The sequence below is a fragment of the Verminephrobacter aporrectodeae subsp. tuberculatae At4 genome, assembly GCF_000193225.1.
Taxonomy (GTDB): domain Bacteria; phylum Pseudomonadota; class Gammaproteobacteria; order Burkholderiales; family Burkholderiaceae_C; genus Acidovorax; species Acidovorax aporrectodeae.
In genome coordinates, this window is the sequence record NZ_AFAL01000158.1 from 1 (window position 1) to 539 (window position 539).

The following is a 539-nucleotide window of genomic DNA, read 5'->3' on the forward strand; positions in this document are numbered from 1 at the left end:
GGACCCAGTCAGGGCCTGCGCCATGGGTGAGGTTGAATATCTCGCTTGCGACGGCTTCCAGGGCCTTGCGGTCCTGGCGCTTGGCATAGATTTCACCGAGCTTGGTGTGCACGGAGACGCGGCCGGGGCTGTGGCGCACGGCTTCCTTGAGGATTTCTTCGGCCTGGATGTCGCGTCCGTAGGCCAGATACACGTCGGCCTCGGCCACGGGGTCCACGTCGCCGCCCGCGTCGAGCTGGCTGGGGGAGTAGGCCATGGAGGTGCTTCCGCTGGTGGTCAGTGGATTGCCCGCAGCGGTATCCACGCGCTGAGCGCCGTTGGGGCCCAACAGGGAGTCATGCTGAAGGCTGCTGTTTTCGCTCTGCGTGCTGTCCCGGTTCTGCCGGGAACTGCGCGTGGCGCGGTAGCGGTAGGCGCCAAAACCCAGCAGGCCCGCAAGCACGATGCCTGCGCCTATGGGCAGTAGCGGATCTGCCATGAGGGTTGACAGGAGGCCGGGATCTTCGGCGGGGACGGCGGGAGGGGGCGCGGGTTTGGGG

At 67.2% G+C, this 539-nt stretch carries 1 protein-coding gene; it reads right to left on the bottom strand.

The window, feature by feature from the left end:
* Nucleotides 1-478, bottom strand: a 478-nt coding sequence (locus VTU_RS25820) for a type IV pilus assembly protein FimV (RefSeq protein WP_369021514.1), incomplete at its 3' end; no start/stop codon positions are given.
* Between the last annotated feature and the right edge of the window lie 61 nt (nucleotides 479-539).